At 35.1% G+C, this 26,550-nt stretch carries 30 protein-coding genes and 1 tRNA gene; 23 read left to right on the top strand and 8 right to left on the bottom strand.

What is annotated here, in order from left to right:
* Window positions 1-81: 81 nt before the first annotated feature.
* Genes nadC through ispH form a run of 3 tightly spaced genes read right to left on the bottom strand, consistent with a single transcriptional unit; the run spans window position 82 to window position 2,749 of the window.
* On the bottom strand, window positions 82-915 hold the full coding sequence (gene nadC / locus HY04AAS1_RS05310; protein WP_012514092.1) for a carboxylating nicotinate-nucleotide diphosphorylase: 834 nt from the start codon (window positions 913-915) through the stop codon (window positions 82-84).
* Between the two features lie 9 nt (window positions 916-924).
* Window positions 925-1,857, bottom strand: a complete 933-nt coding sequence (ccsB, locus tag HY04AAS1_RS05305; protein WP_012514091.1) for a c-type cytochrome biogenesis protein CcsB — start codon at window positions 1,855-1,857, stop codon at window positions 925-927.
* 31 nt (window positions 1,858-1,888) lie between these two features.
* Window positions 1,889-2,749, bottom strand: coding sequence for a 4-hydroxy-3-methylbut-2-enyl diphosphate reductase (gene ispH, locus HY04AAS1_RS05300; protein ID WP_012514090.1), 861 nt, complete (start codon window positions 2,747-2,749; stop codon window positions 1,889-1,891).
* Between the two features lie 156 nt (window positions 2,750-2,905).
* On the opposite strand from ispH, the gene HY04AAS1_RS05295 reads away from it, so the two are divergent.
* From HY04AAS1_RS05295 to HY04AAS1_RS05225, 15 genes are all read left to right on the top strand, one after another.
* On the top strand, window positions 2,906-4,069 hold the full coding sequence (locus HY04AAS1_RS05295) for a TDT family transporter (protein WP_012514089.1): 1,164 nt from the start codon (window positions 2,906-2,908) through the stop codon (window positions 4,067-4,069).
* A 47-nt stretch (window positions 4,070-4,116) separates the two neighbouring features.
* On the top strand, window positions 4,117-4,521 hold the full coding sequence (gene rplS, locus HY04AAS1_RS05290) for a 50S ribosomal protein L19 (RefSeq protein WP_012514088.1): 405 nt from the start codon (window positions 4,117-4,119) through the stop codon (window positions 4,519-4,521).
* Window positions 4,464-5,105, top strand: a complete 642-nt coding sequence (locus tag HY04AAS1_RS05285) for a ribonuclease HII (protein WP_012514087.1) — start codon at window positions 4,464-4,466, stop codon at window positions 5,103-5,105. Before rplS ends, HY04AAS1_RS05285 begins: the two co-directional genes overlap by 58 nt.
* 15 nt (window positions 5,106-5,120) lie before the next feature.
* Window positions 5,121-5,471 carry a 50S ribosomal protein L20 gene (rplT, locus tag HY04AAS1_RS05280; RefSeq protein WP_012514086.1) on the top strand — a complete coding sequence of 117 codons (351 nt, stop codon included), beginning with the start codon at window positions 5,121-5,123 and terminating at the stop codon, window positions 5,469-5,471.
* The gene (gene pheS / locus HY04AAS1_RS05275) at window positions 5,461-6,483 is read left to right on the top strand and encodes a phenylalanine--tRNA ligase subunit alpha (RefSeq protein WP_012514085.1); all 1,023 of its coding nucleotides are present in this window, start codon (window positions 5,461-5,463) and stop codon (window positions 6,481-6,483) included. Before rplT ends, pheS begins: the two co-directional genes overlap by 11 nt.
* Before the next feature lie 49 nt (window positions 6,484-6,532).
* Window positions 6,533-7,147, top strand: a complete 615-nt coding sequence (locus HY04AAS1_RS05270; protein ID WP_012514084.1) for an SPOR domain-containing protein — start codon at window positions 6,533-6,535, stop codon at window positions 7,145-7,147.
* A 23-nt stretch (window positions 7,148-7,170) separates the two neighbouring features.
* Window positions 7,171-7,896 carry a sulfite exporter TauE/SafE family protein gene (locus HY04AAS1_RS05265; protein WP_012514083.1) on the top strand — a complete coding sequence of 242 codons (726 nt, stop codon included), beginning with the start codon at window positions 7,171-7,173 and terminating at the stop codon, window positions 7,894-7,896.
* 67 nt (window positions 7,897-7,963) lie between these two features.
* The gene (locus HY04AAS1_RS05260) at window positions 7,964-8,302 is read left to right on the top strand and encodes a hypothetical protein (protein ID WP_012514082.1); all 339 of its coding nucleotides are present in this window, start codon (window positions 7,964-7,966) and stop codon (window positions 8,300-8,302) included.
* A gap of 30 nt (window positions 8,303-8,332) precedes the next feature.
* Complete coding sequence (locus HY04AAS1_RS05255; RefSeq protein WP_012514081.1) at window positions 8,333-8,821, top strand: shikimate kinase; 489 nt, start codon at window positions 8,333-8,335, stop codon at window positions 8,819-8,821.
* Window positions 8,787-9,638, top strand: coding sequence for a 4-hydroxybenzoate octaprenyltransferase (locus tag HY04AAS1_RS05250; protein ID WP_012514080.1), 852 nt, complete (start codon window positions 8,787-8,789; stop codon window positions 9,636-9,638). The genes HY04AAS1_RS05255 and HY04AAS1_RS05250 overlap by 35 nt, the downstream gene beginning before the upstream one ends.
* Window positions 9,626-10,183 (top strand): class II aldolase/adducin family protein, encoded by a 558-nt coding sequence (locus tag HY04AAS1_RS05245; protein ID WP_012514079.1) that lies wholly within the window; start codon window positions 9,626-9,628, stop codon window positions 10,181-10,183. Before HY04AAS1_RS05250 ends, HY04AAS1_RS05245 begins: the two co-directional genes overlap by 13 nt.
* 6 nt (window positions 10,184-10,189) lie before the next feature.
* Complete coding sequence (locus HY04AAS1_RS05240) at window positions 10,190-10,999, top strand: inositol monophosphatase family protein (protein ID WP_012514078.1); 810 nt, start codon at window positions 10,190-10,192, stop codon at window positions 10,997-10,999.
* The gene (locus HY04AAS1_RS05235) at window positions 10,977-11,858 is read left to right on the top strand and encodes a universal stress protein (RefSeq protein ID WP_012514077.1); all 882 of its coding nucleotides are present in this window, start codon (window positions 10,977-10,979) and stop codon (window positions 11,856-11,858) included. The genes HY04AAS1_RS05240 and HY04AAS1_RS05235 overlap by 23 nt, the downstream gene beginning before the upstream one ends.
* A 1-nt stretch (window position 11,859) precedes the next feature.
* Window positions 11,860-13,506, top strand: coding sequence for a tetratricopeptide repeat protein (locus HY04AAS1_RS05230; RefSeq protein WP_012514076.1), 1,647 nt, complete (start codon window positions 11,860-11,862; stop codon window positions 13,504-13,506).
* Between the two features lie 4 nt (window positions 13,507-13,510).
* Window positions 13,511-14,224: a lytic transglycosylase domain-containing protein gene (locus tag HY04AAS1_RS05225; RefSeq protein WP_012514075.1), complete on the top strand. Its 714-nt coding sequence runs from the start codon at window positions 13,511-13,513 to the stop codon at window positions 14,222-14,224.
* A 46-nt stretch (window positions 14,225-14,270) separates the two neighbouring features.
* On the opposite strand, the gene HY04AAS1_RS05220 is transcribed toward HY04AAS1_RS05225, so the two are convergent.
* Together HY04AAS1_RS05220 and HY04AAS1_RS05215 are read right to left on the bottom strand one after the other, a co-directional pair.
* A complete protein-coding gene (locus HY04AAS1_RS05220) occupies window positions 14,271-14,699 on the bottom strand; it encodes a glycine zipper 2TM domain-containing protein (protein WP_012514074.1) in 429 nt (142 codons plus the stop codon).
* Between the two features lie 146 nt (window positions 14,700-14,845).
* Window positions 14,846-15,121: a hypothetical protein gene (locus HY04AAS1_RS05215; protein WP_012514073.1), complete on the bottom strand. Its 276-nt coding sequence runs from the start codon at window positions 15,119-15,121 to the stop codon at window positions 14,846-14,848.
* Window positions 15,122-15,253: 132 nt separating this feature from the next.
* Here HY04AAS1_RS05215 and HY04AAS1_RS05210 point away from each other — a divergent pair, with 132 nt between their 5' ends.
* The 5 genes from HY04AAS1_RS05210 to HY04AAS1_RS05190 are packed head-to-tail and all read left to right on the top strand — an operon-like array spanning window position 15,254 to window position 21,606.
* Window positions 15,254-16,582 (top strand): TldD/PmbA family protein, encoded by a 1,329-nt coding sequence (locus tag HY04AAS1_RS05210; RefSeq protein WP_012514072.1) that lies wholly within the window; start codon window positions 15,254-15,256, stop codon window positions 16,580-16,582.
* A gap of 1 nt (window position 16,583) precedes the next feature.
* Entirely contained in the window at window positions 16,584-17,177 is a 594-nt protein-coding gene (locus tag HY04AAS1_RS05205) for a hypothetical protein (RefSeq protein WP_012514071.1), read from the top strand.
* A complete protein-coding gene (locus tag HY04AAS1_RS05200) occupies window positions 17,174-18,334 on the top strand; it encodes a hypothetical protein (RefSeq protein ID WP_012514070.1) in 1,161 nt (386 codons plus the stop codon). The genes HY04AAS1_RS05205 and HY04AAS1_RS05200 overlap by 4 nt, the downstream gene beginning before the upstream one ends.
* A gap of 6 nt (window positions 18,335-18,340) precedes the next feature.
* Window positions 18,341-20,668, top strand: coding sequence for a DNA topoisomerase (locus HY04AAS1_RS05195; protein WP_012514069.1), 2,328 nt, complete (start codon window positions 18,341-18,343; stop codon window positions 20,666-20,668).
* Window positions 20,665-21,606: an acetyl-CoA carboxylase carboxyltransferase subunit alpha gene (locus tag HY04AAS1_RS05190; RefSeq protein ID WP_012514068.1), complete on the top strand. Its 942-nt coding sequence runs from the start codon at window positions 20,665-20,667 to the stop codon at window positions 21,604-21,606. Before HY04AAS1_RS05195 ends, HY04AAS1_RS05190 begins: the two co-directional genes overlap by 4 nt.
* Before the next feature lie 3 nt (window positions 21,607-21,609).
* On the opposite strand, the gene HY04AAS1_RS05185 is transcribed toward HY04AAS1_RS05190, so the two are convergent.
* The 3 genes from HY04AAS1_RS05185 to HY04AAS1_RS05175 are packed head-to-tail and all read right to left on the bottom strand — an operon-like array spanning window position 21,610 to window position 23,998.
* A complete protein-coding gene (locus HY04AAS1_RS05185) occupies window positions 21,610-22,083 on the bottom strand; it encodes a BCAM0308 family protein (RefSeq protein ID WP_012514067.1) in 474 nt (157 codons plus the stop codon).
* Window positions 22,084-22,105: 22 nt separating this feature from the next.
* A complete protein-coding gene (gene lpxA / locus HY04AAS1_RS05180) occupies window positions 22,106-22,879 on the bottom strand; it encodes an acyl-ACP--UDP-N-acetylglucosamine O-acyltransferase (RefSeq protein ID WP_012514066.1) in 774 nt (257 codons plus the stop codon).
* A gap of 12 nt (window positions 22,880-22,891) precedes the next feature.
* Entirely contained in the window at window positions 22,892-23,998 is a 1,107-nt protein-coding gene (locus HY04AAS1_RS05175; RefSeq protein WP_012514065.1) for a 5-(carboxyamino)imidazole ribonucleotide synthase, read from the bottom strand.
* Window positions 23,999-24,202: 204 nt separating this feature from the next.
* On the opposite strand from HY04AAS1_RS05175, the gene HY04AAS1_RS05170 reads away from it, so the two are divergent.
* The 3 genes from HY04AAS1_RS05170 to atpD all read left to right on the top strand — a co-directional run bounded on the left by HY04AAS1_RS05170 (window position 24,203) and on the right by atpD (window position 26,537).
* A complete protein-coding gene (locus tag HY04AAS1_RS05170; RefSeq protein ID WP_012514064.1) occupies window positions 24,203-24,985 on the top strand; it encodes a FlgO family outer membrane protein in 783 nt (260 codons plus the stop codon).
* A gap of 5 nt (window positions 24,986-24,990) precedes the next feature.
* A tRNA-Thr gene (locus HY04AAS1_RS05165) sits at window positions 24,991-25,063 on the top strand.
* 61 nt (window positions 25,064-25,124) lie between these two features.
* Entirely contained in the window at window positions 25,125-26,537 is a 1,413-nt protein-coding gene (gene atpD / locus HY04AAS1_RS05160) for a F0F1 ATP synthase subunit beta (RefSeq protein WP_012514063.1), read from the top strand.
* Window positions 26,538-26,550: the final 13 nt, after the last annotated feature.

Here is a 26,550-nt window from a genome sequence, read left to right as displayed (position 1 = left end):
TTCAAATTACTATTATATCACTAAAGATGCGTATGTCAAGATATATGTAAGAAGAAAATAAAATATTTTTATAAGAGATAATTATATTGTTATATCCATACTGGCGTTTAGCCATTTAGAGGAGTGTATGATAGCTCCAGAGGATATATAATCAGGTCTTGTCTTGGCATAGGTTTCTATATTGTCTTTGTTTATTTCACCTGAGAGCTCTATCTTTATAGAAGATCTTTTCCTTATAAGCTCTATTGCTTTTTTGGCATCTTCTACGCCAAAATTATCAAGCAGTATCATATCTATATCTAAGTTGAGGGCTTCTTCAAGTTGCTCAAAGTTGCTTACCTCCACCTCTACTTTGTAAGCCATAGATAAGTTTTTTCTTATTTCTTGTACCGCTTTTGATATGCTACCGTATAGGTTTATATGGTTATCTTTTATGAGCACCATATCGTAAAGGGCAAACCTATGGTTAGTGCCAGCTCCTGTCCTAACGGCGTATTTTTCAAAAAACCTATATCCTGGTGTGGTTTTTCTGGTATCAAGAAGCTTAACTTCATAATCTTTTATCTTATCAAGCATAAACTTTGTCTCTGTGGCAATACCAGATAAAGACTGTATAAGGTTTAAAGCCACCCTTTCACCCATAAGAAGGGCTTTTGCGTTTCCTTGAAGTTCCATTGTGATGTCTTTTTTATTTACTAAATCCCCGTCTTTGGCTTTTAATATGATCTCTTTTATGCCTAAAAGCTCAAAAACCCTTTTTGCAAAAAATAAACCACTTACAACGCCAGATTCTTTTATCTTTATAAAACCTTTGGCATTTAAATCATCAGGTAGGCCTGAGGAGGTTATATCCCCCCAGCCTATATCTTCTTCTAAAAAGCTTTTTATAGCCTCATCTATTTTAAGCCAATTCATCAAAAGGTTTTAAGATTTTGCGTAGCTGTGTAAACCTGGGAAGTATAAGTTTATTGCAAAAAAGCATATCAATATCGCTATAAAACCTATAACTACCATCCAAGCTACTTTAGGACCTTTCCAACCCATCATATAACGAGCGTGTAAGTAAGCCCCGAAGAAAAGAAGCACTATCAAAGCCCAAACTTCTTTTGGATCCCAAGACCAATAACCACCCCAAGCTTCATCAGCCCAAGCGGCGCCAAGTATGATAGATGCAGTCCATATTGGAAATACAATAGCCACAGATTTATAAGCTATTTCATCTAAAACATCTTCTGGCGGTAGCTTAGCTTTTACATGGTTAGGGGCATAATATTTTATAAGATAAAACACGGCTGCTGCAAAAGCCACTGTAAAACCTGCATAACCTAAAAATGCCGTTAAAACGTGTATATAAAGCCAATAGCTTCTTAAAGACGGCATAAGAGGTTCTATGTTGGGATCGGCTTTTAGCATGGCAAAAAGGTATATACCGCTTATGAAAAAGGCAACTACGCTACCCATTAACTTGTAGCCATACTTTTGCTCTATGTAAAGATAAACAACGCCCACTATAAAAGACCAAAAGGTGAGAGCTTCAAAAAGGTCTGTCCAAGGAGGATGAAAAAGCCCAATCTTGTAGCTATCAAGCATCCTTGCTATCATGGCGGATAAATTAAGCATCACCGCTAAGCTCAAACTTCCAGTAGATAGCTTAGAAAATAAATTGTTTCTTAAAATAACAAAAGCAAAATAAACAAAAAACGATATGGCGTATCCAAAAAAAGCAATCTTGTAAAGAAATAGATTGTTAAGCCCAGATAAGCCCAACATCAAAGATATGCCAATGCCTGCCAAAGCATACCATACATAGGACGGTATATGAAAACTCTTTGAAGATTCAAGTTTAAGTTCTCTCATAAAAGCTCCTTAAATGTAGGATAAGCTTATTTTAAAGCTTTTCTGTGAAGTTTTCATGATTTTCTAAAAAGTATCTTACATCTTCTATAATCCAATCTGGAGTTGATGCACCTGCGCTTATACCTATGGTTTTTGCACCTTCTAACCAGCTTGGGTCAATCTCGTCTTTTGTCTCTATGTGATAAGACCGTGGGTTCAAAGATTTACTTATCTCAAAAAGCCTTTTGGTATTACCGCTATTTTTACCACCTATTATTATCATCACATCCACTATGGGGGCGAGCTCGTATATATCTGATTGTCTCTCTTCTGTGGCGTTGCAAATGGTGTTTATTACCTTTATTTCTTTTACCTTTTTTAAAAGCTTTAAAACTACATTTTCAAAAAATATTTCATTTTGAGTGGTTTGAGCTACTATTCCAACTTTATCTTCTTTTATATCTTCCAAATCTTCAAGAGAATCTATAACCTTGTATCGTCCTTTTGCTTCTTCTAAATATCCTACTGTTCCTTGAACTTCTGGATGATCTTTTTCCCCTACTATTACTACGAAGTAACCTTCTTTTGCAAGCGATACAACAGCCTCATGAACAGCCTTAACGTAAGGGCAAGTGGCGTCTACAACCTTAACAAACGTATTTCTTAAAAGCCTTTCTTTTTCTGGAGATATACCGTGAGAGCGTACTATCACCGTGGCATCTTTATCTATGTTTGTATCGGTGGCGGTTTTTATACCCATGTTGGAAAGCCTGTTTACTTCTTGGGGGTTATGGATAAGAGGGCCCAACGTATATATTTTTTCTTGCTCTTTGGCTGCTCTTTCGGCAAGTGTAATAGCTCTTTTAACCCCATAACAAAATCCTGCATTTTTAGCAATTAAAACTTTTGGCATAGTATAATGGTATTTCAAAAATGATACTATTACAATGAAATTACTCATTATAAATTATATCATATCTAAAATATAATCTTGTAAATGTAGCGTTTACTTATTGCTTATAAGTGTGTTTGTGTTGCTTGGAAACATAAAAAACATTAAAATATTTGCATGGAAACTAAGAAATTTTATAAACCTCTACAAGCTTTAAGCCATCCTTTGGACATAGTGAAAAATTTCACACCTAACTGGTTCACCCTTACGATGGGTACAGGTATAGTGGCCATAGACCTTCACAACTCCCCCTATCACTTTCCTTTTATGATACCTATAACAAAGTTTTTATGGGAGCTAAATATAGTATTTTTTGCTGTAATTTCGCTTCTTTTTATAGCAAGATGGATATTCTTTTTTGAAGGTGCTAAAAAAATGCTTCATCATCCAGTCCAGTCTATGTTTATAGGCGCTATACCTATGGGCTTTGCCACCATAGTAAACGGTTTTATACTATTTGATGGCAATCTTTATGCCCATTTAGACTACTATCTTTGGTGGATAGATGCGTTACTAGCTATAATAAGTGGATTTTTAGTGCCATTTTATATGTTTATATCACATGATCACAGCTTGGACAAGATGACAGGCGTATGGCTTTTACCAATTGTTCCATCAGAGGTTACAGCTGCTTCTGGTGGTATTGTGGCACCTCATGTTCCCCAAATGTACGGTCAATATATTGTTTATACAAGCTACATACTATGGTCTTTGTCTGTCCCTCTTGCTATGAGTATACTGGTTATACTATTTTTTAGATTGGCAGTACACGGTTTGCCACCAAAAGATATGGCAGTTTCCATATGGCTTACTCTTGGTCCTATAGGGACAGGAGCTTTGGCAATGTTTTTGCTAGGTCAGGCATCTTCTGGAATTTTTTACGGTACTGAGTTTGAGCTTTTTTCAAGGCTTTTCTTCAGAGTAGGTTTTATGATAGGTATGCTTTTGTGGGCGTACGGGCTATGGTGGTTTGTGATGGCTATAATGACTACCTTAAAGTATCTAAGAGAAGGATTGCCCTTCAACATGGGATGGTGGGGATTTACGTTCCCATTGGGTGTTTTTACAGCAGCTACTATTCAAATATGGATTTTCACAGGTTATATATTTGTTAAAATACTATCTGGTATAGAGATACTTATGCTCACCGTTTTCTATGCAATAGTTATGGTAAGGACTCTTCAGGGCGTATGGCATGGTTCACTCTTTAGAGCCCCTTGTCTTTCCACTGAAACGGGCTTACCTATAGATAAAGATAAAATGTTAAATCCAAAGATCTAATTTATGGTATAATACTTGTTTAAAACGATTTTTGGAGGTCAAAAGCCATGAATATTCAAGAGTTAGAAAAGTTATATACCCCTAAGAAAGAGTATCCAAAGTTTAAAGTAGGTGATACCATAAGGGTAAATTACAAAATAAAAGAAGGTGATAAAGAAAGGATACAGGGTTTTGAAGGTATAGTCATAAGGATAAAAAATAAAGGCCTAAATAAGATGTTTACAGTAAGAAAAGAATCTTACGGAGTGGGCATAGAAAGAACATTCCCATACTATAGCCCTAACATAGACAGCATACAGCTAGTAAAATACGGTAAGGTAAGAAGAGCCAAACTTTACTTCTTAAGACAGCTAAAGGGTAAAACTGCAGCGCGTAAGATAAAAGAGATTAAACCATGGGAAAAAGAGGCTCACGACAAGCTCAAACAAGAAGCCAAATCCAAGAAATCCTAATATACGAACATCAATTTTTGAAAAGAGGCTTAACGTTGGCTTGTGTGGATGAGGCCGGTAGAGGTGCTTTGGCCGGTCCTTTAGTGGTTGGTGCTATTTTGGTGGATAATCTGGATATCTTCTTTGAAGAAGAATATACCCTTATAAAAGGAGATTCCAAAAAGCTAAAAGAGGCCGATAGGTTTTGGGCTTTTGATACGATAAAAAAATATTTTAAATATAGTGTAGGTATTGCCACGCATCAAGAGATAGATGATTTTGGTATTACGAAAGCCACAAAGATGGCTATGAAAAGAGCACTTGAGGCTTTGAAGGGTTTTGACATAGTTTTGTCAGATTTTATAAATTTAGAAGATTACGATTGTATACCAATAGTAAAAGGTGATGAGAAGAGCTTTTCTATAAGGCTTGCATCTTTGGTGGCCAAGGCCACCCGTGATAAAATGATGATAGATTACGCTTCTTCTTTTAAACCTTTTAGTTTTGATAAGCACAAAGGATACGGCACAAAAGAGCATATAAAAGAGATAAAGGATTTTGGACTTTCTTCTATACATAGAAGAAGTTTTTGTTATAATATTTAGTTTAAGGAGGTTTTTATGAGAGTAAAAGGTCGCTCTTCCAAAAAGTTTAGGAAGAAAGTTTTAAAATTAGCAAAGGGATATAGAGGCCAAAAGAGTAGAGTTTACAGAAAAGCTAAGGAAGCTGTTATAAGAGCACTGAAATATCAATACAGGGATAGACGCCAGCGCAAAAGACAGTTTAGAGCGCTTTGGATAGCTCGTATAAATGCCGCTTGCAGAGCCAACGGCATGACATACAGCAAGTTTATAAACGGTCTTAAAAAAGCTGGTATAAATCTAAATAGAAAATCTCTATCCCAAATAGCAATCCTTGACCCTCAGGCTTTTAAAGAGCTTATAGAAAAAGCAAGACAGCATGTTGCTTGATAAAGATGCTATACTAAGGGAGCTAAACGAAGAGTTAGCTTCCGTTTCTTCTTTACAAGACTTAGAAAAATTAAAAAGCAAGTATTTAGGTAAAACAGGTGTTGTAAAAGAGCTTTCAAAAGCTATAAAAGATATTCCACCAGAAGAGAGAAAAACCTATGGAAGCCTTTTAAACGAGCTAAAAGAAAATGTAGAAGAGCTATTTTCTCAAAAGTTTTTATATTTTAAAAGCCTAGAAGAAAGAAAAAACTTATCAAAAGAATTTGTGGATCCTACGCTTCCTCCTACAAACCAGATAGGTAGTCTTCATCCTATAACGCTTACCCTAGATAGAATACTTTCTATACTAAAGTCTATGGGGTTTTTAGAACAGCAAGGGCCAGAGCTTGAAAAAGAAGAATACAACTTCGATATGCTAAATATACCAAAATATCACCCATCCAGGGATATGCAAGATACTTTTTACGTAAATAAAGAAGGCTATGTCTTGAGAACCCATACTTCTCCGATACAGATAAGAACTATGCTTTCTAACAAGCCACCTATATATATAACAGCACCCGGTAAAGTTTATAGGAAAGATGACGATCCTACTCACTCACCGATGTTTTTTCAAGTGGAAGGTCTGGCGGTGGATAAGCATATAAATTTAAGACACCTAAAGTATGTTTTAGATACTTTTTTGCAGTTATTTTTTAACAAAAGCCTAAAAACCAGATATAGAAGTTCTTATTTTCCATTTACAGAACCATCCTTTGAAGTAGATATCCAATGCGTGATATGTGAAGGAAGTGGTTGTAGGGTTTGTAAACAAACTGGCTGGCTTGAGGTGATGGGATGCGGTATGGTGCATCCAAACGTCTTAAGAAACTGCAATATAGATCCATCTTTATACACAGGTTTTGCTTTCGGAATGGGTGTAGAACGACTTGCAATGCTTTATTATGGTATAGACAACATAAAGTTATTTTACGAAAACGATATAAGGTTTTTAGCTCAGTTTGAACAATAATTAGATAATAAAAATTTAGTTTTTAACTTTTTGATGGTAAAATATTTGTATGAAGTTAAAAAGAACGGCACTTTTATCTCTGGGAGCGTTCATAGGTTTTACGCTTTTTTATATAGGTTTAAACCAGTGGCAACATGAAAAAGAATCCACAGGCAAGATAAATATAGTTACAGCCTCTTCCACACCCAATCAAAATACATCTTCTGTGGCATCAAATCCTCAAACTCAAACACCTCAAATGCCTTCTACAAACAATCAACAACCTCAAAATCAACCTGTGCAAACCCCTCAAAACCAAGCTATTTCTCAGCCTAGCTCTCCCACTCCCAGCCCATCAGCTAAACCCCCTCAAACATCAACACCAAAACCATCTACTAAACCCCAAAAAATAGCTCAAAAACCAAAACCAAATGCTCCAAAAACTATTACACAGATAATAAGAAATAGTCAAAAAAAGGAAAATAGTGGTAATATTTTATTCCAAATTGGAGCTTTCAAATCCCCAACTGCTTTGCAAAGGGCTATATCAAAGGCAAGAGCTTTAGGCTTTGAACCGATGGTAAAGCAAGAAAAAGGTTTTTATATAGTAAGAGTCATGCTAACAAATTCAAATGAAGGTATAAAGCTTTTAACTGCATTTCCGAGTGCTTTTAGAGTCCGTTGAATCTTCTTTTTATCACAAGTTTAATGATATTTGCAAGTTGGATAGTCCAAGGTATATCTGGCTTTGGCGGTGGGGTTTTTATGCTGACACTTTTAAGTCTTGTGATGAATATAAAATCTGCTGTGCTTACATTTTCTTTTATTCAAGCTTTAGGACCTTTTAGTATTCTTTTGGTTAGTAAAAGCTATAAACCAAATATAAAGATGATATTTTATCTGATAAGCGGTTCTTTTGTTGGTATATTTTTGGGTGCCCATATTTTAAAAATCATAAGCGTTCCTTATATGGAGATCTTCAGTGGGTTGTTTTTTATAAGCATAGGAATGTTTGATGGTTTAGCCATATTTAAAAATGAGCTTTTAAACTTAACTTCAAAAATAGAGATAAAGCATGGATTTTTGGTGGGAGTTGTGTCTGGGGTGTTTTCTGGTATAGTAGGTATTGGAGGGCCGCCGGCGGCTATATATTTGAGAAATATAGTAAAAGAGTTTGATGAGTATAGATATCTCATATCTATTTACTTTGTTTTGCTAGTAGGTATTAGGCTTTTTATATACTATATGCTTCATGCTTTTTCAAATGTAAGATACGATTATATACTGTACTGGGGGATTGCATCTGTAGCGGGGCTCTGGACAGGTAGATTTGTAAGTAGATTTATAAACAAACGCTATCTTAACTTGAGTGTACCGTTTTTAACGATAATATGCGGTATAATTTTGATAGCAAAAGGTGTAAAGAGTTTTTAAAAGTTTATGCTTAATAATTTATGCCTAATGTTATTGTTTTAAGAATTTAATATGATATAATATTTGTATGAACAAGAAATCTTCTTTGGAGCTCCAATGGTTAGAAGAATTGTCCAAGTTGGACAGCTTTGTCATCAAAACCCCAGTCCATAAACAGGAGTTTTGGACCGAGTGGCAGGAAAAATATTCCAAAGCAAGAATGGGACGTATAGCCTCTATGAGGATGTTGAGAAAAAAAGGGTTAGATGGTGATCAAATAAGGAACTTAAGAGACACTATCAACTTTTACGACAGCGTCCTTGAATATCTAAATGAATTTAAGAACATAGCTTTAAACGTAAGGGGTTTTTTCTTTACCACAGATACATTTGAAATAGACGACGAAGATATAGACTTAGACTTTTAAGTGGATATTCCTATATTCTTAGTGGGTTTCATGTGTAGTGGCAAAACATCTGTAGGCAATATATTGTCTTCAATGTTAAACTTTGCCTTTATAGATGTAGATAAGGAGATAGAAAACCGCCTTAATATGACGATAGAAGAGATTTTTACCAAGAAAGGAAAATCTTTTTTTAGAGATTTTGAGATAAAGACATTAAAAGATGTTTCGAAGCCAAAAAGTGTAATATCTACAGGTGGTGGTCTTGGGGCTAATGAAGAGGCTATGGAGTTTATGAAAAAAAATGGTTTTGTAGCTTTCTTGGATGTATCTTTTGAAGAATTTTACAACCGTTGCAAAGGTTTACCAAATAGACCACTGCTTAGAAAATCTTTAGAGGAGCTTAGAAGCTTGCATAATAAAAGATACTACGTTTACAGTATGGCACATCAACGTTTTGATGTTACCAAAAGCCCAGAAACCATAGCAGAGGATATAATAAAACACTATGAGCAATTTAAAAGAGATATCAGAGCTTGTTAAGTTTGAGCATACTATATTTGCTCTTCCTTTTGGTATAAGTGCATTTTTATTGCTTGCTCATGGTTTTGACCTATGGAAGTTTACACTTATCATAATAGCTATGGTGCTTGTAAGAACAGACGCCATGACTATGAATAGACTATCAGATATTGATCTTGATAAGCTAAACCCTCGTACAAAAAACTGGCCCCATGCTAAAGGTACTGTTTCGGAACTTGAACTAAAACTTATCATTTTCGTTACCTCTTATCTGTTTTTAATAGTAAGCCTTATGTTAAATAAACTTGCTTTTTTTCTTTCTCCTATAGTGCTTTTATCTATCTATATATATCCAAAAGCCAAAAGGTTTACCTACATGCCACACATTTTTCTTGGTTTGGTTTATTTTCTTATACCAATAGGAGTGGATGTTGCCCTAAATAGCCATGTATCAGAAGAAGCTATAATGCTTGGTCTTGCAATGGGATTTTGGGTGAGTGGGTTTGATATGCTTTACGCTCTTCAAGATTATGAGTTTGATTTAGAGCATGGTGTAAAATCAATAGCTGTTTGGCTTGGAAAAGATAAGGCTATATATACGGCAAGGGTATTTCATGTCATAACGTTTTTGTGTCTTTTGTGGCTTCATTTTATAGATAGTAGGCTTGGAGTTCTTTATCTAATTGGTCTTGTTGGAATAGCTGGGTTTTTGGTCTATGAACACAAGCTTATAAAACCAAACGACCTATCAAAGCTAAACAAAGCTTTTTTTACTGTAAACGGTTATATAAGCATCGTTTTTATGCTTTTAATAATGCTATCTTTATGGATTTCATAAAAGCTGAGATACTAAAAGTTGCAAAGTTAAGTTTTAAAGAGGGCTTGGTAAATGCTTTTGCTGGAAATATAAGCTATTCGTATAAAAATTATATGTATATTACCAAAAGAGGTTCTTTTTTTGGAGATCTCACAGAAAAAGATATAATAAAAATAGATCTAAAAAAAGATAAAATATCAGAAAAAGCCTCTTCTGAAGCATCGGTCCATAAAGCCATATATCTAAACACAGGTAAAAAAGCTATACTCCATACTCATCCAAAGTATACTGTCCTTGCATCGTTTTTATACGATAAGATCTTACCGATAGACTCCGAAGGAAAGCTTATATTTGGACAAGCACCGGTTTTGGATGTGAATCCACCATCCGCATCAAAAGCTTTGGAAGAAGCCCTTTGTTTGGCTCTAAAAGAATATGATATAGTGATAGTAAAAACCCATGGGGTTTTCGCCGCTTCAAGGAATCTTATGAAAGCTTACGCTTATACTGGGGCTTTGGAGCATTCTTGTTTTATGCTTTTAAAAGCCAAAAACATGATAAAATGAATCAATATGGATGATATAAGTAGATTTTTAGATGTGGCAAAAAACGCAAGCCTAATAGGTGGGGAAGTATTAAAAGAGTACTTTGGTAGTGTTAAAGTATCAGATATAGAGGAAAAAGCTGAAAAAGATGTTGTTAGTTTTGTTGATAAAACATCTGAATCAAAGATAGTAGAGTATATAAACTCAGTGTTTAAAGACCATCAGATAGTTGGTGAAGAAGGATCCTCTATAAATAATAGTCCTTACAAGTGGTATATAGATCCTCTTGATGGTACAAAAAATTATCTTATGGGTTTTCCAATATTTGCATGTTCAGTAGGGCTTGCTTATGAAGATGAGCCTATAGCTGGAGCTGTTTATTTGCCTTATTTTGATAAACTTTACTTTGCAGCCAAAGGTTTGGGAGCTTTTAAGAACGGAAAACCTATAAAAGTTAGCAATAGGCATATACTAAAGCATTGCAACGTGTGTTATGGATTTCCCTCTCGCTCAAAAAGAGATTTAAATAGTTATCTTCAAGCTTCAAAAGAGCTTTTTATAGAAGTGGCGTCTATGAGGCGCCCCGGTGCTGCGGCGGTTGATATATGCTTTTTGGCAGAGGGTATATTTGATGGGCTTATGGAATTTGAACTTCATCCATGGGATATATCGGGGGCTTTGATAGTACTTTTAGAAGCAGGTGGGACTTACTCTTTAACCAACGGCCTCAAAAGCCCTACCGATATAGTGGCTTCTAACGGTTTAATACACGATTGGATGCTAAGTGTTGTGCAAAAAAACGTGGGGGTTAGTTATGAAGTATCTTGTAAGCGTTGATTTTTCAGATATCACAAACTTGGTGGTAAGAAGTGCAAAAGTCTTTGCTACAAAACTAAATGTAGAGTTAGAGCTTCTTCATATAATAGCTCCTTTTACATACCTTCCATACCCAGAAGGTCTTTCTATAGATATAGTAGACATGGATATTATCAAAAAAGCCGAAGAAAACGCAAAAAATTTAGCTTTGGAAAAACTAAGCGCCTTAGCAGAGTATTTAGATCCGGTGAAAACCACTTACAAAGTACTAATAGATACGCCGTTTGCTGAAATAGTATCTCAAGAAGCCGAAAACAACAATATGGACGGTATATTTTTAGGTGGGCATAGTAAGAACCTTATAGAAAAGATATTGGTGGGAAGCACTACTGAAGATGTTGTTAAGAACTCTAAAGTTAGCTTGGTAGTGATAAAAGCTAAGGAAATAGAAAAACTAGACCATATTCTTGTGGCTTACGATTTTACCAGCATATGCGATAAGATGCTAGATTTTATATTTGATACTTTTAAAAGCATAAAACCAAAGATTATACTACTACACGTGGATAAAGGTATAAATATTCAAATTTCTCCAGAGGTATCTCAAACATTAGAGCAAAGTATAAACGATGTAAAACTAAAAAAACTAAACGATATAAAAAATAAATTTTCTGAATTTTACAGCTTTTCATATGAGATAATAAACGATAACGATATAGCTAAAACGTTGGAAAGATTTGCCAACAACATAAACCCAGATATTATATTTGTAGCTTCAAAAAGGCCTAAGCTTTTAGAAAGGATATTTGGCGGTGTAGAAACTGTAAGAATATTAAGAAACAGTACGCATCCTTTGTACATATTTAAAGCTGAGGGTTAATATGTTTAGAAAAATTTTGTTATCACTTTTGTTTGCAAGCTCTTTAGGTTTGGCAAACCCGTATTTTGACTATGCAATGTGTCATTATTATATAGATAACCCTCAAAAAGCTTATCCTTATTGCTCAAAAGCCCTTAAGGAACTTCCAACCCCAAGTGTGTTTGAAGATGTTATAAGTATGTATGTAAGAGCCCATTATTTAGAAGGTGCTATTTACGTTGCAAAGCTTTACAAAGATAGATATCCAAATCTAAAAGAACCTTATATAGATCTATACACTCTTTATACTATGGATAAAGACTATGAAAATGCAAAAAAGACATTGGAAGAAGCGCTAAGTAAATTTCCTCAGGACAATTTCTTTGCTCTAAATCTTATAACCACGTATATACATGATGGAGAAATTAAAAAAGCCGAAGATATTATAAACAGGTTTTTGGCTTTTAAAAACGAAAACGGAAAAGAGATTTTTTACTATATTAGAGCACGTATAGAACTTGCACAGCAAAACAAAGAAAAGGCAATAGAAGATCTTAAAAAGGCTATAGAGTTAAAACCAAACTTTGATGAGGCCGTAGATACTTTGGCAAGTATATACGATCAAGAAAGTAAATATCAAGATGAGGAAAAACTTTATGAAGATATACTAAAAAAAGATTCTTCTAATATAAGCGCCTTGGAGCGGTTGGGTAACCTGTTTTTTAAATTAGGCCTTAGCTACAAGGCTTCGGATATATATAAAAAACTTGCAGAACTAAACAAAAACAATCTAAACTATCAGTATCAGTATGCATTATCTTTGCTCCAAAGCATGAGATACGATAAGGCTTTATCAGTTTTAGCCCCTTTGTATAAGAAGCATCCAAACAACAAACCCATTGCTTACCTTTACGGACTGACGTTGGAAGCTGCTCACAAACCGGTAAAAGCTCTTGAAGTATATAAAAAGCTTCTTCAAATAGATAAGAAAAACCCAAAGCTATACGAAAGAATAGCAAGTATTTTGATAGACGAAGGTAAATATAACGAGGCTATGCCTTATATAGAAAAAGGCTTAAAACTCAACCCCTTGAGCTCAAAGCTTTACATATTTAAAGCTATAATAGCGGCTAGTCATCGTCATTACATAATGGCAAAAGTATATGCGGATCAATCTATAAAGCTAAATCATCATGATTATAGAAGCTATTTTATAAGAGCTATGATTGAAGATAAGCTTCATCAGATAGACAATGAAATAAAGGATTTAAAAAAAGTAGTAGAGTTAAAGCCAAATGATGCAGATATGCTAAATTACTTAGGTTATACTATGCTTATTTACAATAAAGATATAAAAGAGGGAATGAAGTATATAGAAAAAGCAGTGAAACTTTCTCCTAAAAACCCCTCTTACCTTGATAGCTTAGCTTATGGATACTTTCTTTTGCATGATTATAAAAAGGCTTTAAAATACGAAGAAGAGGCTTACAAGCTAAATTCAAAAGATTCCGTAATTATACAACATCTTGGCATGATAAAACTTATGCTGGGACAACCAAAAGAAGCCAAAAGTTTGTTACTAAAAGCCCTATACATAGTAAATAAAAGAGGAGAAGAAGAGCCTGATCAAAAGAAAAAGATTTTAGAATTTTTAAAAGAGATAAAATAATATTATGAGGATTGAGGATTTAACAAATTTTATAAAAGGTGGTAATGAAGAGAAAATTGTTAAAAAGATAAAAGAAGATGTGCCTTCTTTTGAAGATACGTTAAAATCTGAAAACTCTAAAAAAACCGAATCAAAGTTTATTCCCTTTACAAAAGACGGTTTTATGTCAGACAATTCCTCTTTGGTGGAAATGTTTAAGTTTTTTGATATTGTTGACACTACCCAAGATCCTCCTACAGACAATGAAAACCATAACAACTTAACAAATCTTATCACAGATAACACAAAAGAAGCTATAGAATATAGTTTTGATAGCTTGCCAAAAGACCTAAAAAATCAAATAGGACAAGCCGCAGATAAAGCTTCTTTCAAATACCATATTCCCAAAGAACTTATATATGCTATTATAGATCAAGAATCTTCTTTTAATCCTTATTCTGTAAATCACAACAAAGATGGTACCACAGATAGGGGACTAATGCAGGTAAACTACGATCACAATATAGATATAATGAAAGAGCTAAATATAAAAGATAAAAACCAACTGTTTGATATAGACACCAATATAGAAGCTGGCACAGCCATACTGGCTAGAGATTTTCAAAAGTATGGAAATTGGCCTACCGCTATAAAAGCTTACAATGGTATAAACTCAGATAACTGGGGCTATGTCAAATCTGTGTTGTCAAAAATTAAGAAATACCAAAACGTTACATAAAAGTTGTTAAAGGCATAGCGGGTAAAACCCGCTTTAAAGTTAAATTTTACTGTTGACTTGGGCACACTTCTCTTGTCTCTGTTTTTACAAGTTGTCCGTTTTGATAGTATTTTGTGGTTACAGTTTGACAGCCATTTTGAGCTTGTCCTTGTGGAATAGCTTGGATTGTTTGATTGCCATTTGAATATTGGACTGGCTGATTTTGTGTAGCTGCTTGCTGAGCAGCTTCGTTTGCTATCTGACCTAAGGTTCCACCAAGTAGAGCACCCATAACACCACCTATAACTCCACCGCGCCATCTGTTACTATTGTCTAACATCGTACCAGCAGTGGCACCTAGGATACCGCCAACAGCTGCTCCTTGCTGGCCAGCTGGAGATAAACTATATTGGCCAGTTTGTGCACAGGAAAAAAGCACAGCCGATAGACCAACTATACTAATTATTTTTGCAAATCTAACATTTACAACATTCATCTTTTACCTCCTTTATATGAAATTTAATATGTTTAAGTCTTTTTTTTATGATGTTTATGATGCGGGTAAACCGCGGCATACTTGTTTAACCGCGGCAGACTTGTTAATCGTGGCATACTTGTTTAGCGTGGCATACTTGTGATAATTTACTTTTGCTCCATCTTTTTCATGGGTTTATGCCACATTTTTCTATGTGGTCTGCAAGCTCTTAGCTCTTTCCAGTTTTGAGCTTTTTCCACGCAAGCTTTGTGTTTTGCTAAAAAGTCCATTCTCTTGTCAATCATATGAAGAATACGAGCCTTCACATGTTCAAATTTCTCCTGAGATTTGGTTTCATGTGTCGTGGCAGGCTTTGTTGGTTGTGCCAACACAACTCCAGATAAAAGTGCAACTCCTAATACTGCCTTTGCTATTTTTCTCATATCAATACCTCCTTAAGGTTGATGTTATAAATATAAAACCAAAATGATGAATATTTGATGAAAATATTGACCACATAATCATGTCTATAACTCTTGCTTATTTTTTGATGAAAATTAGTTTATAATAAAACTATGGAAGATATAAAGGCTATTGTAAAGAATGTCATAAAAGAAGGGTTTGAGTTTGAGATATATGTAAGTCAATCTAACAAAGTAAAGATTGACATTGAGGATAAAGCTATAGATAGAGTTGAAGCCTCAAAAGAACAAGGTTTGGGTATAAGGGTTATAAAAGATGGAAAAGTGGGATTTTCTTATACTACGAAGCTTACAAAAAAAGACATAGAAGATTGTACGAAAATAGCAATGGACATAGATCTATCTCAAGAGAAAGAGGATGTTTTTGAGCTTTTAAAAGAACAAAAAGAAAATAAAAATCAAATAGAGCTCTTTGATAAAGAAGGTCTTTCTAAGGATAGACAACTAAAGATAAATAAACTCTTAGAGACAGAAGATAAAATAAAGGCTTACGATCCTCGTATAGCTTTGGTTAGGGACTTATCTTACGCAGAGTCCACATATTCTTATTTTATGGAAAACTCCTACGGAGTAAAAATAGAAGAAACGTTGAGCGGTTTCTTTGTAATGGGGTGTGCTATAGCAAAAGATGGTGAAGATACATCCTCCGGATGCTCTTATATAGCTAGTAGATTTTATGAGGATTTGGATTTTGACTTACTTTCGAAGGAAATAGCTATAAATACGGTAAATCTTCTTAATCCTAAAAGCTTTGAAACAAAGTCATTACCGGTGGTTTTCTCACCGGATAGCATGGTATCTTTGCTAAGGGCATTTTCCAGTGTATTTTTAGGAGACTCTCTTATAAAAAATAAAACTATGCTAAAAGATAAACTACAAGAGCAGATAGCCAGTGAAGAGGTAACTATAATAGATGATGGCACTATAAATAGAGCTTTGGGAAGTTCTCGCTTTGATGCCGATGGAAATCCAACCCAAAAAAATATAGTGGTAGAAAACGGTGTTTTTAAAATGTTTTTGCACAACATATACACAGCTAAAAAATCCAATAAAGAGTCTACCGCCAACAGCGTAAGAGCAGGTTATAGATCTGTACCACAAACTGGAATTCACAACTTTTATTTGGTACCTAAAAACAATTCTTTAGAAACACTTCTTGGTGCTTATGAAGAGTGTGTATATATTACGGAGCTTATGGGTCTTCATATGGCAGACCCTATTTCTGGAAACTTTTCTTTGGGTGCTTCTGGTATTGTTTATCAAAATGCAAAACCTATGTATGCTATAAGAGCGGTAACTGTAGCCTCAAACTTTTTGGAGCTTTTAAAGAAAATAAAATTGGTAGGAAATGACTTTAGGTTTTTTGGACATGTGGGATCTCCTTCAGTGTTGGTAGAAAATATCACAATAGGGGGAGTATGATATGAACATCTTTACATCGCTTTTTGCCATGTTTTGCGCAATATTTTTTATAGTGGGAAGTTTTTACATAGCTTCAGATTATTATTATTATACAAAAGAAGAGCATATATCAAAAGATATGGCAATGGCTTTATACAGCATAAAATCAAATTCAAATCAAATAGTGTTACCCTATGGTGAAGATATGGTGGTGGTTGTGAGGACTCCAAACGGTGTTATAAAATCTACAAACCTTATAAACCATCCCATAGACCAAAACCTATTTCATGGGGCCACCCAGAAGATAGGAAACGATACAGTAATAGTAGGTATCAAGATAACTAGTTTTGGCGATATTATGACAGAGCTTTTTAGGACGCCTATAGCCGTTGGTATGTTTTTGATAGGGCTTGCGATAGCAACATGGATAGTATGGAGTCTTAGGAAAACCTTTGTAGATTATCTTGATGAAGAGTTGATAGAAAGGCTAAAGGCGTTAAGGCTTACCATCGCCACAGCAAAGATAATACCCCAAGAAAGCTCGGAAGAAGCAAAGCGTATAATAGACATAATACTAAGTTATGCAAAAGAACGCTCTAAGGAGAGCAAATCATGAAGATTTTGGTATCTTCTTTTGATAGGCTTTTAATAGAAAAGTTACAATATCTTCTTTCGGGAGAAAACATTATTTTTGTGAAAAACGGCGAGGAAGCTATAAGAAATGCACTAAAAGACATAGATATAATAATTTACGATGCGGTCTCTGGCCTTGTGTCTGAGAACGATTTGAACTCTTTATTTGAAAAAGCCTATAGAAACTCAAAATATATTGTCCTGATGGATGATCTTTTTCCCATAGACCCAGACAACCTAAAAATACCTGGTAAGATCATTATATCAAGGGATAGAGAGTTATCTGTTTTACCAGAGCTTATAAAGAAATACAAAGAGCTAATTACATCAAATACAAATGTTTCAAGAGATAAATCTGTAAACGAATATTCTTTAAAAACTCAAGGAAGTTATGAGTATGATAAGGAATCTCATACAGGCGTTGAAATATCTGTAATATCAAAAGACAAAGAGCTCCTAGACAACATAAAAAGCGCTTTAGAAAATATAGCTTACGTAAAAATATTTTCACCAGAACAAATAAATAAAGATGAGATATTTAATTCAGATATTATAATATACGATACCACAGAAGGCGTATCGGCGGCAAGAGAGCTTATAAACATGTATAAAAATGCAGATATTCCTGTTATCATCGTGTTAGATGATATGTTTCCTATAGATATAAGCCGTATACCTATCGTCAAGAAGGTGGGTATCGTAAAAGCAGAAATAGAAAATTCTTTAAAAACAATAGTTTTAAAGCTTATATCGGAATATAATATTAGTTCAAGAAAGGCTAAGAAAGGATTAGATAAGATATCGGAGGTTTTAGCTATGGATTCTTCAAAAAGCCATTTAAAAGATATTATAGTAGATGTACTAAAAGAAGAGATAAGAAACTCTGTAAGAGAGTCTTTGTCTGGTATAGATTTTAGAGAGCTTGCAAAAAACGCTATACAATCTCAGATAGCCACTGAGGATATAAAATCACTTATGTTAAACAGTGTCAACGAAATAGTAAACAACATGAGAAATGAAATTATGAACATAGCCACAAAAGAGATAGAAACAGCTATAAAAGAAGAAGATATAAAAGCTATAATAAGAGAGATCACTACTACAATATTAAAAGAGCGAATAGATAGCTTGTTGGCATAAAAAGTTATGAAAAGACTTATATTGGCTGAAAAACCATCTGTGGCAAGAGATATAGCTTCGGCTTTATGTAAAAGCCTAAACAAAGACGCTTCAAAGAAAGGGTATTTTGAATGTGAAGAAAAAAACCTATATATCACTTGGGCTATAGGGCATTTGGTAGAAATAGACGATGAGATAGCCCCAAGAAAGTGGAGCTTAGAAACGCTTCCAATACTGCCAGAGACTTTCAAATATAAAGTTATAGATAAAACTTCGAATCAGTTTAAAGTAATATCTAAGCTTTTAAAAGAAGTAGACGAAGTGGTGATCGCCACAGATGCTGGAAGAGAAGGTGAGTTGATAGCAAGGCTTATTTTGATGTTAAACCACTTTAAAGGCTCTGTAAAAAGATTTTGGACATCCGATGCTCTTACAAAAGAAGTGATTATAAGGGAGATGGAAAATTTAAAAGATGCTTCTTTGTTTGATAGTTTATATTATTCTGCTTTAGCTCGTTCACATGCCGATTGGATAGTGGGTATAAATCTTACAAGGCTTATGACGGTAAAAGCAGGAGGTGGTGTATGGTCTGTAGGTAGGGTACAAACTCCTACTCTTAAGCTTATAGTTGATAGGTACAAAGAGTTTAAGGATTTTATACCAAAAGAATACTATGTAATAAAAGCTGTGTTTAGTGCTTGTGATGATTGTATAGATACTATATCTAAATCTTATGTAGGGCTTTTGGTATTAGACAAAGCTCAAGAAAAAACGTATAAGACGTTAAAAGATGCTTTGGAAGAGGAAGAGTCAGAAAAGACTGCAGGTGCTCCAAAGTCCAAATATTTTACACCGCTTTTAAAAGAATCAAAAAATCAAATAATGGAAAAACTGGAAAAAGTTAAAGAAGGTATTGTAAAAGATGTAAAAATCACTAAAAGAAAGGAAAACCCACCGCTTTTACACTCTTTGACGTCTTTGCAAAGAGAAGCCAACAGAATATATGGATACTCTTCCATGAGAACGTTAAATATAGCTCAGAAGCTTTACGAATCTTACAAGTGTTTATCTTATCCAAGAACGGACTCAAACTACCTTGGAGAGGATCAAGAAACCAAAAATCTTGTTAAGAACCTTTTAAAAAAGTTAGTTGATAAAAATATTTATGAGTTTTTATCAAAAAATATAAACAAAGTTGGCAAGAGGGTATTTGATAGTTCAAAACTTACAGACCACCACGCTTTAATTCCTTTTGGACCTATACCGGAAGATGCTTCTAATGAAGAGAAAAATATATACAACCTCGTTTTTAGACGATTTGTAGGTGCTTTTATGGAACCTTACGAATATGCCATTATTACTATAAAAACGATGTTAGGAGAATTTACTTTTATATCAAATATAAACATAGAAACGTTGACAGAGGAAGAGTATCAAAAGACTTACCTTTCTTTATATAGACCTTACAAGCTTGAAATTAAAGAATCTTTGTCTGAAGATGAGGATATAGAACCTAATAATATAGAGCGATATCAGCGTGTTTCGGAGCTAAGGAACAGGCGCAGCCACCAAGGAGAAGAGAGAAATGCTTACAGCACACTAGATTTTGATTATATTAAAAGCCTGAAACCAGATGATAAAGTTTATAAGAGATCTTTAGAAGCTTTACAAAAGTTTACCAAGCCACCAGCTCTTTACACAGAAGGTACACTCCTCAAAGTTATGGAAAAGCTAGGCCTTGGTACACCAGCTACGAGGGCTTCTATAATAGAGACGCTTTTAGAAAGAAAATACATATCAAGGGTAGATAAATCTTTACTACCTACGCTAAAAGGAGAGGAGCTTATAAAATCTCTAAGAGATAGCGATGTATCCAAGCCAGAGATGACCACAACATGGGAAGAAGAGCTTGAACGAATATACAAAGAAAGAAAATCAAAAGAGGGTTATATAAGGTTTATGCACAATATAAAAGAATTTGTATCAGACAACATAGATAGACTTAAGTTTGTAGAAATGAAAAGAGTGCCGATGGCTACAAAGAAGATGATAGAGTTTGCAAGATCTTTGGCAAGGGCAAAAAATATAAAACCACCTCATTCTACGGATTATGAAACTATAAAAGCTTTTATAGAAGAGCATAATCCTAAAAAAGAGGGAAATACCGAAGAAAACACAAATGGATATACACCCCCCACAGAAAAGCAAATTGCTTTTGCCAAATCTTTGGCCCAGAAATTAAACCAAGAAATACCAGAAGACGCTTACGTTTCTACGAAAACGATGTCAGAGTGGATAAAAAACGCCATAAAACAAACCGGGTATAAAAAATCCTACAGAAGGGGCAAAAAATGACAATAAAGGATGTACAAGAACTAAAAACTAAGATAGACCAGCTTAAAATACTTTACAAACAAGGTAAAACGGATGTAGAAAAAGATTTGAGGGCTTTTCAAAGAGAATCAAAACAAATATCAAAAGAGTTTTGTAAAAATTTAAGCCCTTGGGATAGGGTAAGTATAGCAAGACACAACGAAAGGCCCCAGACTTTAGATTATATAAAAGCTGTTTTTAAAAACTTTGTAGAGCTTCACGGAGATAGATGCTATGGAGATGATCCAGCCATAATATCTGGGTTTGCGAAGTTTTACAACAAGAGCGTATGTATAATGGGGCATCAAAAAGGAAGGGATACGAAAGATAAGATATATAGGAACTTTGGCATGGCTCATCCGGAGGGTTATAGAAAAGCACAGAGGATAATGAAGCTAGCGGAGAAATTTCAAATACCTATTATAACTTTTGTAGATACGGCAGGTGCTTATCCTGGTATAGGGGCCGAAGAAAGAGGCCAAGCTCAAGCTATAGCTACAAGTATAGAGCTTATGGGTAGTCTAAAAACCCATATCATAACAATTATAATAGGAGAAGGTGGTTCTGGCGGTGCTTTGGCTTTGGCGGTGGCTGATAAAGTACTTATGCTTGAAAACGCCTGGTATTCTGTAATATCACCAGAGGGTTGTGCAGCTATACTCTACAAAGATCAATCAAAGGTTCAAGAAGCTACAAAATCCCTAAAAATAACAGCTCAGGATTTGTATGAGCTAGGTGTAATAGATTGTATAATACCAGAGCCCTACTGCGGGGCTCATATGTCTCATAGGCTTACCTTTTACAATGTAAAGTTTTTCCTAAGAAAAGCCTTAAACGAAGTATTGAAATACAATATAGATGAAATAGTACAGAAAAGACACGATCGCTATCTAAATATAGGCTTTTACGAAAACGCTTAATTATTAGTCTCTATGCCACTTTACCCTTAGAAAATGAGCCCCTTCTTGGTAGTGTAGCTCTAGTTTGCCTTTATAAGCTTTGTGTACAGCTTCTCCTATGCGTCTTGCTATATGTTCGTAAGTGGTTTTGATTGTTATATTGTCATCGTTTTCTTCTATTAGGGCTATTCTTTCTAGGGGTCTTAGGTTTTTCTCTTTTTCTTCTTCATTTTTTATAAGATTCATTATCTCTTCTTTATGAGTTTTTAGGAAATTTCCGCTTAGTTCCACTATACCACCGTAATACTTATCTTGAATTCTTCTGCAAGCTGGGCATATCATCTTTTTTGCATTTTTTGGAGCTTCTTCCCATCTAAATGCTCCATCCCTAAAGACAACCCCACAAACTTCGCATACAGATGGTTCTTCAAGCTTTTCTTTGTTAAAGTAAGGATCGTGAATGTACTCTTCTATCATCTTGTCTTTTCTGTTGTTCATACTGTTAACCTCCTTTTAAATTTCATCTTTCTTCTCTAGCTACACCACGTTTCGAGTTTTTAATAAAATCCACAAACATAAGAGCGTATTTGTTGTCTTTGTACAAAGAGAGGACTTCTTCAATGGCATCTTTTTTTAGTTTTTGGCTTCTAAAAATTATTTTGTAAACATGCTTTATAATCTCTATATCTTCTTTGGAAAAGCATCTTCTTTCAAGCCCTATTGTGTTTATTCCATAAAGCTTAGCATGAGGACCAGCCGCTTTTACAAAGGGTGGAATATCCAAAGATACTCCGCTTAGTCCCCCCACCATAGCATAAGCTCCTATTTTTGTATGTTGATGAGCTGCTGAAAGCCCTCCCACAAAAGCGTATTCACCTACCTCAACATGCCCACCAAGTGTAGCACAGTTTGCCATAATAACACCGTCTTTTACCACACAATCGTGAGCTACGTGTGTATAAGCCATCAAGAAAACGTTTGCACCAATTGTTGTTTTCTTCTTATCAAAAGTGGTACCTCTATGTATTGTGACGTACTCTCTTATGATGGTATTTTCCCCTATTTCTACAGTAGAACCCTCGCCGTTATCTTTTAAATGTTGTGGGTCTTCGCCTATTATTGCTCCGTCGTATATCTTTACGTTATCTTTTATGATAGTACCTTTTTTTATAAGTACTTTGTTCTTTATCTTTACGTTGTTTCCTATCTTTACATCATCTTCTATGATGCAAAATTCACCTATTTCTACATTTAAACCTATTTCAGCTTTTGGACTTATTATAGATGTCTTCATAAGTCTATAATTTTACCATATATTTAACGAAGGGTATAAAAGTTTAGATAAATTTCTAAGCTTAGCTCTTACTTCTTCAACATCTCTCCCAACAACGTTTATATGTCCTAATTTCCTGCCTTCTCTTGGTGTTTTCCTATACCAATAAAGACTAGCACCTTCTAAAGACAATATACCATCTTTTAGTTCTTTTGTAAGATTTATATTGCCTATTATGTTTATCATCCCACCTTGTGTTATAAGAGAGGGAGAGTATATTGGCATATCTAACATTGTTCTTAAAAGCAGTTCAAACTGGGAGTATTCGGCATCGTTCAACGTGTGATGACCGGTGTTGTGTACTCTTGGGGCAAATTCGTTTATATAAACGTCTTTGGCTTTTACAAAAAATTCCACCGCTAAAACACCTTTTTCTATACCAAGGGCCTTTAGAAGCCTTGAGGTTATAGCTTTAGCTTTTTCTTGCACTTCGTTTGTAAAAAAATCTGTATGGTTGTATAACAAAATACCGTTTTTATGTATATTTTTTGTCATTGGCATGAAGACGATTCTATCTTTTGATATACCAGCTATCAAAGACATTTCAAAATCAAAATAACAAAACTCCTCTATTAAAAAACTGTCTTTAGAATCTTTTAGTTTATCTTTTAAAAGTTCCAAATCTTCTCTTGTATGTATTACATACTGTCCTTTACCATCGTAGCCGTTTGATATTGTTTTTACTACCGCTTCTTTGTTTAAACTTTCTACAATCTCAAAAAGTTCATCTGTATTTTTAGCTTCGTAAAAAGGGACTGTTGGAAAGTTGTGGTCTTTTAAAAACTTTTTTTCTAAAAGCCTGTTTTGTTTTAACTCTATTGGTTTTACACCAGGATAAAGCTTGTCCAGTAGTTTCGTGCAGTCAAATATCTTTTTGTTAAAATGCTCAAACTCATAGGTTATCACATCGCTAAAAGCCACAAACTCTTCCACTTCATTTTCTTTGAAAACATGTTTAGTTACGTAAGAAGCTGGAGGGTCTTTTTCAAAAGATAAGACAGCAAAATCTATATCCATCATGAGCCCTTCCATTACGCTCATCATGGCAAGTTGTCCATCGCCTATTATACCAACTCTCATAAAATAATATTATAGCATTATAAGGTTTTAATAAATATATCTCTTTTTGCTGGTGGATAATTCTTGTTTTTTAAGCCACAGCCTGCTCCACAATACGGACACCTGGCTTTTGCAGCGAGGTTTTATCATGCTTTTACCTCATATGTGTTCACGATGTATTGAACTTGTACACAACTTATACAATGTGTGTATTATAATAGTATTATGAAAAAGTTTATTTTTATGTTAGGATTGGTTGGGGTTTTGTGTTTGGCTTTTGGTGGTGAGAAAGATACGCATCAAGTTATATACCAGACAATATATCAAAAGCAAATGGCAGCTGGGCCTAAGATACCAGCGTCAAATCAACCAGCTTACATACAGCAATCTTATAGCAGAGAATATTATTATAGATCATGTATGATGGACCATGAAAAGCCAATAACAAGCGTGGATGAGATGGCAAAGGATATAGCAAATCAGTTGGTTTGTAGTGAGCTTACGCCTATACGAGCTCCAATAGGTGTCTCTGTGATAGTAGATCTAAACAAGTTGCATCAAACCACGGATTTTGGTAGGCTTTTATCGGAAGATTTGATATCCCAACTTCAAAGGAAAAATATGGCAGTTATAGATATAAGGGCTCAAACCTTCATGCTTATAAATCCAAAAGGGGAGTTTTATCTATCAAGAGATATAAATAATTTAAGAAAAGAATACAAGATAGGTTATGTGTTAGTTGGGACATACTCGGTAGGGGATTACTCGACGTCTGTAAATGCTAGAATAATAGATGCCTCAAACGGTTTAGTGGTGGCTACTGCACATGCTTCTATACCTACGCAAATAATAAGCGATCTGCTTTACAACTCATCCCAATCTGTGCCAGAACTACAGCTAAGAGGTTCTTCAATGGTACCCTCTTATCAAAACGCAGCTCAAGCAATGAGTGTACCAGCACAAACTACTCCAGAGGTAAAAAATCCTTCTAAAAGCGTGAAAAAATAGTTTAAGCCGGTGTAGCTCAGTCGGCAGAGCGAGGCATTCGTAATGCCTAGGCCGTGGGTTCGAGTCCCATCGCCGGCTTTTGTTGATTTCAAAATATAAACATGCTATAATAGTAAAAACTTTTTAAAAGGTGGCAAGTATGAAAGAAGGAAAGGTGGTTCAAGTAATAGGAGCGGTGTTAGACGTAGAATTTGATACAGAAGAATTACCCCCAATAAGACATGGGCTCGTTATGGACAGAAGGTTTATGGGGGACAACGACGAGTGGCTTACTGAAAAGCTTTACTTAGAAGTGGCTCAGCACATAGGAGAAAAAAGAGTAAGAGCTATAGCAATGGGACCTACAGATGGTATACAAAGAGGTGCCAAAGTTCAATATTTTGGCGGTCCTATAAAAGTACCAGTGGGTGATGGTGTGTTGGGAAGAGTTTTTAATGTAGTAGGACAGCCTATCGATGAAGCTGGCGATGTAAAAGCCACAGACCATTGGCCGATGTTTAGGGACCCACCACCTCTTACAGAACAATCAACTAAGGTAGAAATACTTGAAACCGGTATAAAAGTTATAGATTTGTTAGAGCCCTACGTGAAAGGTGGTAAAGTAGGCTTGTTTGGTGGTGCTGGTGTTGGTAAAACCGTTTTAATGCAAGAGCTAATACACAACATAGCAAAATTTCACAAAGGTTATTCTGTGGTTATAGGTGTTGGCGAGCGCACCCGTGAAGGAAACGACCTATGGCATGAAATGAAAGACTCTGGTGTTTTGCCATACACCGTTATGGTTTATGGACAGATGAACGAGCCACCAGGTGTTAGGTTTAGAGTAGCTCAAACAGGCATTACAATGGCTGAATATTTTAGAGATATTCAAGGGCAAGATGTTTTGACATTTATAGATAACATATTTAGATTTGTTCAAGCGGGTTCTGAGGTTTCTACGCTTTTAGGAAGATTGCCATCTGCCGTTGGATACCAGCCCACGCTGAATACAGACGTTGGTGAAGTGCAAGAGCGTATTACTTCCACCAAGAAAGGTTCTATTACATCTGTGCAAGCGGTTTATGTGCCTGCTGACGACATCACAGACCCTGCTCCTTACTCTATATTTGCTCATTTGGACGCCACAACGGTGTTGGCTCGTAGGCTTACAGAGCTTGGTATATACCCTGCTATAGACCCGCTTGAGTCCACATCCAAATACTTGGCTCCAGAATTTGTAGGACAAGAGCACTACAGCGTAGCCATGGAAGTAAAGCGTATACTACAAAGATATAAAGAGCTCCAAGAAATCATAGCTATACTTGGTATGGAAGAGCTTTCTGATGAAGATAAGGCTATAGTAAATAGAGCTCGTCGTATACAAAAATTCTTATCTCAACGCTTCCACGTAGCAGAACAATTTACTGGTATGCCTGGTTCTTATGTAAAACTTGAAGACACTATAAGAAGCTTTAAGGAAATACTCACTGGTAAATACGATGATCTTCCAGAAAATGCTTTCTACATGGTGGGGGGCATAGATGAAGCTATAGAAAAAGCTAAGAAAATGTAATATATTATATATA

This window comes from Hydrogenobaculum sp. Y04AAS1, assembly GCF_000020785.1.
Classification (GTDB): Bacteria; Aquificota; Aquificia; order Aquificales; family Aquificaceae; genus Hydrogenobaculum.
The sequence above is the reverse complement of the archived record's forward strand: the minus strand, read 5'-3'. Positions and strand labels throughout refer to the sequence as shown.